Annotated in this window: 7 protein-coding genes and 2 pseudogenes (1 of these 9 only partly in view); 7 read left to right on the top strand and 2 right to left on the bottom strand. The window is 64.7% G+C overall.

The annotated features are described in order from the left end of the window. Positions 1 to 991: pseudogene (locus A2Z13_05390) on the top strand (hypothetical protein). Between the two features lie 170 nt (positions 992 to 1,161). Here A2Z13_05390 and A2Z13_05385 read toward each other — a convergent pair. Beyond that, complete coding sequence (locus A2Z13_05385) at positions 1,162 to 2,352, bottom strand: hypothetical protein (protein ID OGP78975.1); 1,191 nt, start codon at positions 2,350 to 2,352, stop codon at positions 1,162 to 1,164. An 83-nt stretch (positions 2,353 to 2,435) separates the two neighbouring features. Here A2Z13_05385 and A2Z13_05380 point away from each other — a divergent pair, with 83 nt between their 5' ends. Next, positions 2,436 to 2,861, top strand: a complete 426-nt coding sequence (locus A2Z13_05380) for a hypothetical protein (GenBank protein OGP78974.1) — start codon at positions 2,436 to 2,438, stop codon at positions 2,859 to 2,861. Between the two features lie 121 nt (positions 2,862 to 2,982). On the opposite strand, the gene A2Z13_05375 is transcribed toward A2Z13_05380, so the two are convergent. Beyond that, positions 2,983 to 3,753, bottom strand: a complete 771-nt coding sequence (locus A2Z13_05375) for a hypothetical protein (GenBank protein OGP78973.1) — start codon at positions 3,751 to 3,753, stop codon at positions 2,983 to 2,985. A gap of 245 nt (positions 3,754 to 3,998) precedes the next feature. On the opposite strand from A2Z13_05375, the gene A2Z13_05370 reads away from it, so the two are divergent. The 5 genes and pseudogenes from A2Z13_05370 to A2Z13_05350 all read left to right on the top strand — a co-directional run. Then, the gene (locus tag A2Z13_05370) at positions 3,999 to 4,394 is read left to right on the top strand and encodes an NADH-quinone oxidoreductase subunit A (GenBank protein ID OGP78972.1); all 396 of its coding nucleotides are present in this window, start codon (positions 3,999 to 4,001) and stop codon (positions 4,392 to 4,394) included. Between the two features lie 32 nt (positions 4,395 to 4,426). Next, a complete protein-coding gene (locus tag A2Z13_05365; protein OGP78980.1) occupies positions 4,427 to 4,918 on the top strand; it encodes an NADH dehydrogenase in 492 nt (163 codons plus the stop codon). A 9-nt stretch (positions 4,919 to 4,927) separates the two neighbouring features. After that, positions 4,928 to 5,398 (top strand): hypothetical protein, encoded by a 471-nt coding sequence (locus A2Z13_05360; GenBank protein ID OGP78971.1) that lies wholly within the window; start codon positions 4,928 to 4,930, stop codon positions 5,396 to 5,398. Continuing rightward, positions 5,395 to 6,525 carry an NADH dehydrogenase gene (locus A2Z13_05355; GenBank protein ID OGP78970.1) on the top strand — a complete coding sequence of 377 codons (1,131 nt, stop codon included), beginning with the start codon at positions 5,395 to 5,397 and terminating at the stop codon, positions 6,523 to 6,525. The genes A2Z13_05360 and A2Z13_05355 overlap by 4 nt, the downstream gene beginning before the upstream one ends. A gap of 3 nt (positions 6,526 to 6,528) precedes the next feature. After that, positions 6,529 to 7,538 (top strand): annotated as a pseudogene (locus A2Z13_05350) (hypothetical protein); it runs 79 nt beyond the window's last position.

Raw genomic sequence — 7,538 nt, 5'->3', positions numbered from 1 at the left:
GGAGTCGCTGATCGTCGCCGACGGGTTCGGGAAGTACTGCTGGGAGGTGACCGACAAGGACGTGATCGGCGGCCCCGCCCCGATCGCGATGGCGGCAGGGTACTCGACCGTCGCGGTCATCCCGTTCCGCTACGGCGCTGCCGTCTCGCTCATAGCGAAGTTCGAGCCGGTGGCGATGTTCAAGAACATCCAGAACCACAAGATCACGATCATGTCGGCGCTGCCGACCGCCTACCGGAAGATGCTCGTCGACATCAACCCGAAGGACTACGACATCTCGTCCATGCGGTTCTGCACGGGGGGCGGCGAGGCGCTCACCGCCAAGACCTACCTCGACTGGAAGGAGAAGTTCAACCTGGAGATCTACGAGGGGCTGGGCACGACCGAGATGATGTTCGTCTTCATCTCGGCGGCGGTGACCAAGAAGGTCAAGCCGGGCTATATCGGGTCGGCCTGCCCCGGGTACGACGTGCGCGTGGTGAACGAGAGCTTCGAGCAGGTCAAGCCCGGCGAGGTCGGAAAGATGATCGTCCGCGGGCCCACGGGGACGATCTACTGGAAGGACAACGACAAGCAGAAGGGGGCGGTGCGCGACGGCTGGTGCCTGGCGGGCGACGTGGTCACGATGGACGACGTGGGCAACGTCCAGTTCCTCTCCCGGGAGGACGACCTCATCAAGTCTTCCGGCTACCGGATCGGGCCCGAGGAGATCGAGGAAGCGCTGGTCATGCACCCGTCGGTCGCCGACGCGGGAGTGGTCGGCGTCCCCGACCCGGTCATCGGACAGAAGACCAAGGCGTTCGTGGTTCTCAAGGCCGGCGTCGCCCCCTCGGAGGATCTCAAGAAGCAGCTGGTCGAGCACTGCAAGGGGAAGATCGCCGTCTACAAGCTGCCGCGCGACATCGAGTTCATCGACGCGATGCCGCGGACGGCGGTCGGCAAGCTCCTGCGCCGGATGCTGCGCCAGCGGGAGCTCGAAAAGGCGAAATAGCGGGCTTTGCGGGGACACTCCTCGCGATATCGGGCGGCGAGGATCAGGAGTGTCCCCGGTGGATTGTCCCGCGGGAAGCTAGGAAGCCCGGCGGCTCAACGGCCGCCGGGCCTTTTTATGGGGGACATTCATTAACTCGAGTCTCAGGTTGAATGAGTGTCCCCTAGCCGCTAATCGCCCAGCCACAGGCCGAGTTTCCGGGTGGGCTCCATGTGTTCCAGCACGCTCTTCGTCACCGCGACGATGGGAATCCCCAAGATGAGGCCCATCCCCCCCCACAACCATCCGAAAAACATGATGCTCAATGTCGATGCGACGGGGTTCAGCTGGACTCCCTTCCCCACGAGTTTGGGTATGAGGAAATTTGCGGCCACAAGGTGAAGACCGGTCACGCACGCCACGATGACGAAGAGGGGAGCCCCGGCCTCAAACGTGATCAGCCCGATGATCAGGGGGGGCAGGAGAGCCAGGATCAACCCAAGGTAGGGAATGGTGCTGACGATTCCGCACACGATGCCGAGCACGAGCCAGTAAGGGAGGCCGACCAGGAGGAATGCGAACGCGGTGGCGATGCTCAGAATCCCGGCCACGATGGCGTTTCCCGTAAGGAACTTCTGCAGCATGCTCTCGATGCCCGAGATGGTGACGAGCACGGTTTCCTGGTGCTCCTCGGGGAAAAGGGCCCGGGTCCGCCGGGTGAGCTGCTCCTTTTCCGCCAGGAGGAAGTAGACCAGGAACGGGATGAAGCTCAGGGAGAAGAGGATCGTCGTGAGTGAGCCAAGCCCCCGGAAAAGGGTGTCGGTCCAGGAGGTCGAGTCGCGCAGGATGATCGCGGTTCCTTTCGGCGGGGGCGGGGGCGTGGATTGCGCGATGTTGCGCCCCGCCTCCTGCAGGGTTTCCGTCAGCTGGTAGACATGGCCGGTGATGCGCTGGACGAGCGGCGCGTTGCGGATCTGCTCGATCAGGAGGGGCAGGTCGGTGAAGAGCTGCTGCGCGCTGCCGTATGCGAGGTAGAGAATTGCGTACAGGACCGCCATGGCCAGGAAAACGACGATCACGCTGGAAGAGATCCTTCCAAGCCGCGCCTTCCTGCTGAGACGCCGGACGAGCGGATCCAGCGACAACGCGATCAGGATCGAGGAGAGGATGGTGATAAAAACCGAAGAGGCGAAGTAGCACAGCGTGAGAAGACCCAGGACGGCCAGGACCACGAGGCTGCCGAGGACGGCCCTGTCGGAGCGGCGCCGGATGAAGTGGCCGGGGATGATTCCCGGCGGCGGAGACGGGCTTCCGGGGGATCCGGCCCTTTCGATCGTCGCGAGGGGGGAAGAAACCCCCTGGTTGTCTTCGGGGGGAGACATCCATAATACTGTACCGTTTTTCCGCTCCCGCGCCTATGTCCAGGTTGACTTCAGTGCCCGGAATGGAGATCCTTTAAACGCGCATGGGAACTGTTTCCCACACCATCGAGATCCGCGTACGGTTCGGAGAGACCGACCCTTACGGCGTGGCCTACTTCGCCGCCATTCTGGACTACTTCAAGCGAGGGCTGGACGAGTTCCTGCGGGCGCGGGGGCTTTCTCCCGATGCCGTGTACCGGAACCAGAAGAAAAATTACGGATTTCCCATCGTTGCGACGCAGTGCCGGTACCGCGCCCCCGTCCGGTTCGACGACCCGCTCACCCTGCGCACCCGACTTGTGCGGGTGGATGAGAAGGGGGCCACGTTCGGGTTCTTGCTGTTCCGCCTGGCGGAGGGGAAAGACAGGCTGGCCGCCGAGGGGAAAATCTCCTGCCGGTCGATCGACGCCTCCTGGAAGTCCATCCCGATCCCGAAGGAACTCCGGAAGGCGCTCACCGGTCAGCCGTAATTGGTGACATTCAAACAACTTTATCTGGGGGACGTTCTTGAACTTTCCCGTGCAACCTCTCGACGAAAGTTCAAGAACGTCCCCGAACTTCAGATAAAGTTGTTTGAAGTCCAAGTTACAATTACGGCTGACCGGTGAGCGCAGCGTCGAGCTTTCTCCGGAGGCGGGAGACCAGGGGGAAAAGCTTTTCCGGCGGGAGGTTCCGCCCCTCGATCTTGAACGCGTCCACGCCGGCCGCGATCCAGCCGGAAAGCTCCTCCTCGATCGAGTAGGGCGTCCGGTCGAGAGGAAGCGCCGCGCAGACGAGAAAGCATCGCCCTCTCCGCTTGGCGGAGGAAGGCGGCCCGACGGTCCCGATGCCCAGGCGCTCCGCAGACCCTTCGGCTTCCCGGGCGTAGCCCGACAACCCGCACTTCCCCTGGACGATGAACTCCGCCCGGCAGCGGAGGAAGACCTCCACTCGCAGACCGCTGGCCGCCTTGATGGCGGGGACTTCCTCGCGGGACACCGTCGTCGGCAGCACCACCGCGCTCGCCCCCAGCTCGCGATAGAAGAGCGCCTCGGACGGATTGAGCGCCGACACCCCCACCGACGCGCAGAGGGTCAGATCCGGAAACTCCCGGGCCGCCAGGGAGATCACGCCGGGGTCGGAGAGGATCACCGTATCGATCCCGTCGCCGCGGCACCGCCGAAGAGCGGAAAGGAAATCGGGAAGTTCTCCCGCGCCGGGTACGGTGTTCAGCGCGACGTGCAGCGTTGCCCCGCGGGAGAGGCATTCCCGGGCGGCCCCGTAGACCTCCTCGAGGGAGAGCCCCACCCGCGGTCCCCCGCGGCTCCAGCCCCTGGCGCCCACGTAGACGGCGTCCGCGCCGGCCGAAAGGGCAGCCGACACCGCTGCCCTGCTCCCGGCTGGAGCGAGCAGTTTCGGGGTTCCGACGGGGGAGCGCGACTCCATGCGTGATAGTATAATGGAAAGCGATCGGCAATTTTTTGGTTGACTTGGGGAGATTCCCGAGTATCGTATAGTGTCGATTGTATACAGGCGGTATCCCCCGAAAAAAGGAGATGATCCTGCCCCTGTCCGAAACGGCGGGGGTCGTCTCTTAATCAAGACGCGAAACGACGGGACGGACCGGTATGCTCACAGAGTTTGCAACGGTGCTGGTGTTCATCGTGCTGGGCGCGGTCACGGTGGCGCTCCTGCTCGGGCTCTCGCGGCTGGTGCAACCGCGAAATCCCACACCGGTCAAGCTGTCCACCTACGAGTGCGGAGAGGTGCCGTTCGGATCCTCGTGGGTGCAGTTCAACATCCGCTTCTACGTGGTGGCCCTCATCTTCATCATCTTCGACGTCGAGGTGGCCCTGCTGTACCCGTGGGCCGTCATCTTCCAGCGCCTGGGTCTCGTGGCGTTCGTCGAGGCGTTCATCTTCATCGTGATCCTCCTCGTCGGCTTGGCCTACCTCTGGAAGGAGGGCGACCTGGACTGGGTGCGAACGATGCAGGAGCCCCCCGCGCGGAAGGGAGACCGATGAGCAACGACCCGGCGCACGGCGCCGCTCGGCCGATCCATGCTCCGGCCTCCTTCGGCCCCGAGGCCCATGTGTTGGTTGGCAATGCCGACCAGTTCGTCAACTGGGCGCGCAAGTCCTCGCTGTGGTACCTGCTGTTTGCCACGGCCTGCTGCGGCATCGAGCTGATGCAGACCGGCGCCTCCCGGTACGACCTCGACCGGTTCGGCGCGGTTTTCCGGGCGTCGCCGAGGCAGTCGGACCTGCTGATTGTCGCGGGCACCATCACCCACAAGATGGCCGATCGGGTCAAGAGGCTCTACGAACAGATGCCGGAGCCCAAGTTCGTCCTCTCGATGGGGTCCTGCGCGAACACCGGCGGTCCCTTCTACAAGGATTCGTACTGCGTGGTGAAGGGGGTGGACCTCCTGATCCCGGTGGACGTCTACGTCCCCGGTTGCCCCCCGCGTCCCGAGGCGCTGATCGACGGCTTCCTGAAGCTCCAGAAGATCATCGAGCAGAAGAGAAATTTCGCGGCGAAGGCGTAAAGGCAGCCCGTGGACCCCAAAGCTCTCTTTGACGCGCTGAAAACCCGGTTTGCCGGTGCGGTGCCGGAGCTCCAGGCGGAAGGATTCCGGCCGGCGTTTGTCGTCGTTTCCCCCGATGCGCTCCTCGACGTCGCCCGGTTCCTGCGGGACGACCCGGGGTTGCGGTTCGACTCGCTCATGTGCCTTTCCGGCGTCGACTACAAGGAAAGATTCGCGGTTGCGTACCACCTGTACTCCATGACGCACCGCCATGCCATCGGGCTCAAGGTGTTCCTGCCCCGGGAGAACCCGTCCGTCGCGAGCGTCGACTCGGTGTGGCCGGCGGCCAACTTCATGGAGCGGGAGACGTTCGACCTCTTCGGGATCGACTTCCCCGGATCGAAGGACATGCGCCGGATCCTCCTGCCGGAGGACTGGGAGGGGCACCCGCTGCGCAAGGATTACAAGTACCCCGAGTTCTACCACGGGATCAAGATATGACGACGCCGGCGGAAGCGCTCCACACCCAGGAGATGCTCATCAACATGGGGCCGCAGCACCCCAGCACCCACGGGGTGCTCCGGGTGCTCCTGCGCACCGACGGCGAGGTGGTGGTCAACGCCCGGCCCGACATGGGGTACCTCCACCGCGGGCTGGAGAAGATCGGCGAGCGGGTGACCTACGCCCAGTTCATGCCCTTCACCGACCGGCTCGACTACCTTGCGGCGATGAACTGCAACTGCGCCTGGGCGTGGGCCGTGGAGAAGCTCGCGGGAATCGAGGCCCCCGAGCGCGCCGAGTACATCCGGGTGATCGTCTGCGAGCTCAACCGGATCTCCTCCCACCTGATCGCCTTCGGGTCGTTCACAGCGGACATGGGGGCGTTCACCCCGTTCCTCTATTCCATCCGGGAGCGGGAACGGGTCAACGACCTCTTCGAGATGACCTGCGGGAACCGGCTCACGTACAACTACGCCCGCGTCGGGGGCGTCTCCGCCGACCTGCCGCGCGGCTTCCTGGAGAAGACGAAGGAGTTCCTCGATTACTTCGAGCCGAAGATCGACGAATACAACAAACTCATCTCCTACAACAAGATCTTCGTCCACCGGCTGGCCAACGTGGCGGTCATCACCGGGGAGGAAGCGGTGGCCTACGGGCTTACGGGGCCGAACCTGCGCGGGTCGGGCGTCGCGTTCGACCTGCGGAAGGACGAGCCGTACTCGGTCTATCCGAAGCTGGACTTCCAGGTCTGCGTGGGGAGCGGCGAGCGGGGGACGCTGGGCGACTGCTTCGACCGGTACATGGTCCGGATCAACGAGATGCGGGAGAGCGTGAAGATCCTGCGCCAGGCGATCGCGCGGATCCCCGAGGGGCCGGTGCTGGCCAAGGTGCCCCGCGTGTTCAAGCCCGCCGCCGCCGAGGTCTACGTCCGCACCGAGTGCCCCCGCGGCGAGACCGGGTTCTACGTCATCAGCGACGGGACCGTCCTTCCGAACCGGCTCAAGATCCGGGCCGGCTCCTTCGTCACCATGAACATCTTCGAGAAGGTGACCAGGGGGCTGATGATCGCCGACATCGTGGCGGTCATCGGCAGCTTCGACATCATCCTCCCGGAGATCGACAGGTAGCCGATGGAAGCCCTGGCCCGATCCCTGGTGCAGGCCGTGCCCGCAATCGCCGGCGTCCCCTTCTGGACGGTGACCCTGCTGGTGATGGTGGTGACGGCGGCGGTCCTCCTGGTCTTCGCCCTGACCTTCGGGGGGGTGGGGTCGTACGTCCTGCGCAAGGTGGCCGGCGACATCCAGGTGCGCATCGGGCCCAACCGCGTCGGGCCGTACGGGATTCTCCAGTTCCTGGCCGACGGGGTGAAGCTGATCCTGAAGGAGGACATCATCCCGGCCAAGGCCGACCGGTTCCTCTTCGTGCTCGCCCCGTACCTCGTCTTCATCGGGTCGTTCGCCGCTTTCGTCGTCGTCCCCTTCGGCGTGGGTCTCATCGCGGCCGACCTGAACATCGGGGTCTACTACGTCATGGCGATCACCTCCCTGGTGGTGGTGGGGATCCTGATGGCCGGGTGGGCCTCCAACAACAAGTGGGCCCTGCTGGGGGGGATGCGCGCGGCGGCCCAGATCGTCTCGTACGAGATCCCGGTGGGGATGGCGATCCTGCCCGCCGTGCTGATCGCCGGCTCGCTCTCCCTGCAGGACATCGTCCGCTCGCAGGGGGGGCTCCTGGGGGTCTTCGGGTGGAACCTCTTCCACAACCCGTTCACCTTCTTCTCCTTCTTCCTGTACTTCACGGCGGCGCAGGCAGAGACCAACCAGACGCCGTTCGACCTCCCCGAGGCCGAGTCGGAGCTCGTCTCCGGGTACAACGTGGAGTATTCGGGGATCCGGTACGCCTTCTTCTTCCTGGCCGAGTTCGGCGACATGTTCATCGTGGCTGCCCTGGCGACCGCCTGCTTCCTGGGCGGGTGGCACGTGCCGTTCTTCCGCGCCGACGCGCTGCCGGCGCTCTGGGGGAACCTCCTCTCCCTCGGTGTCTTCCTCGTCAAGGCGTTCGGCCTGGTGCTGGTGATGATGTGGGTCCGCTGGACGCTGCCGCGGCTGCGCGTGGACCAGCTCATGCGGATGGCCTGGAA

The organism is Deltaproteobacteria bacterium RBG_16_64_85 (assembly GCA_001798885.1).
Classification (GTDB): Bacteria; Desulfobacterota; Deferrimicrobia; order Deferrimicrobiales; family Deferrimicrobiaceae; genus FEB-35.
The sequence above is the reverse complement of the archived record's forward strand: the minus strand, read 5'-3'. Positions and strand labels throughout refer to the sequence as shown.

Bases quoted from the DNA above. Each gene is read 5' to 3' on its own strand.
- A2Z13_05355 (OGP78970.1), top strand. From the start codon at position 5,395: ATGACGACGCCGGCGGAAGCGCTCCACACCCAGGAGATGCTCATCAAC.
- A2Z13_05380 (OGP78974.1), top strand. From the start codon at position 2,436: ATGGGAACTGTTTCCCACACCATCGAGATCCGCGTACGGTTCGGAGAG.
- A2Z13_05370 (OGP78972.1), top strand. From the start codon at position 3,999: ATGCTCACAGAGTTTGCAACGGTGCTGGTGTTCATCGTGCTGGGCGCG.
- A2Z13_05385 (OGP78975.1), bottom strand. From the start codon at position 2,352: ATGTCTCCCCCCGAAGACAACCAGGGGGTTTCTTCCCCCCTCGCGACG.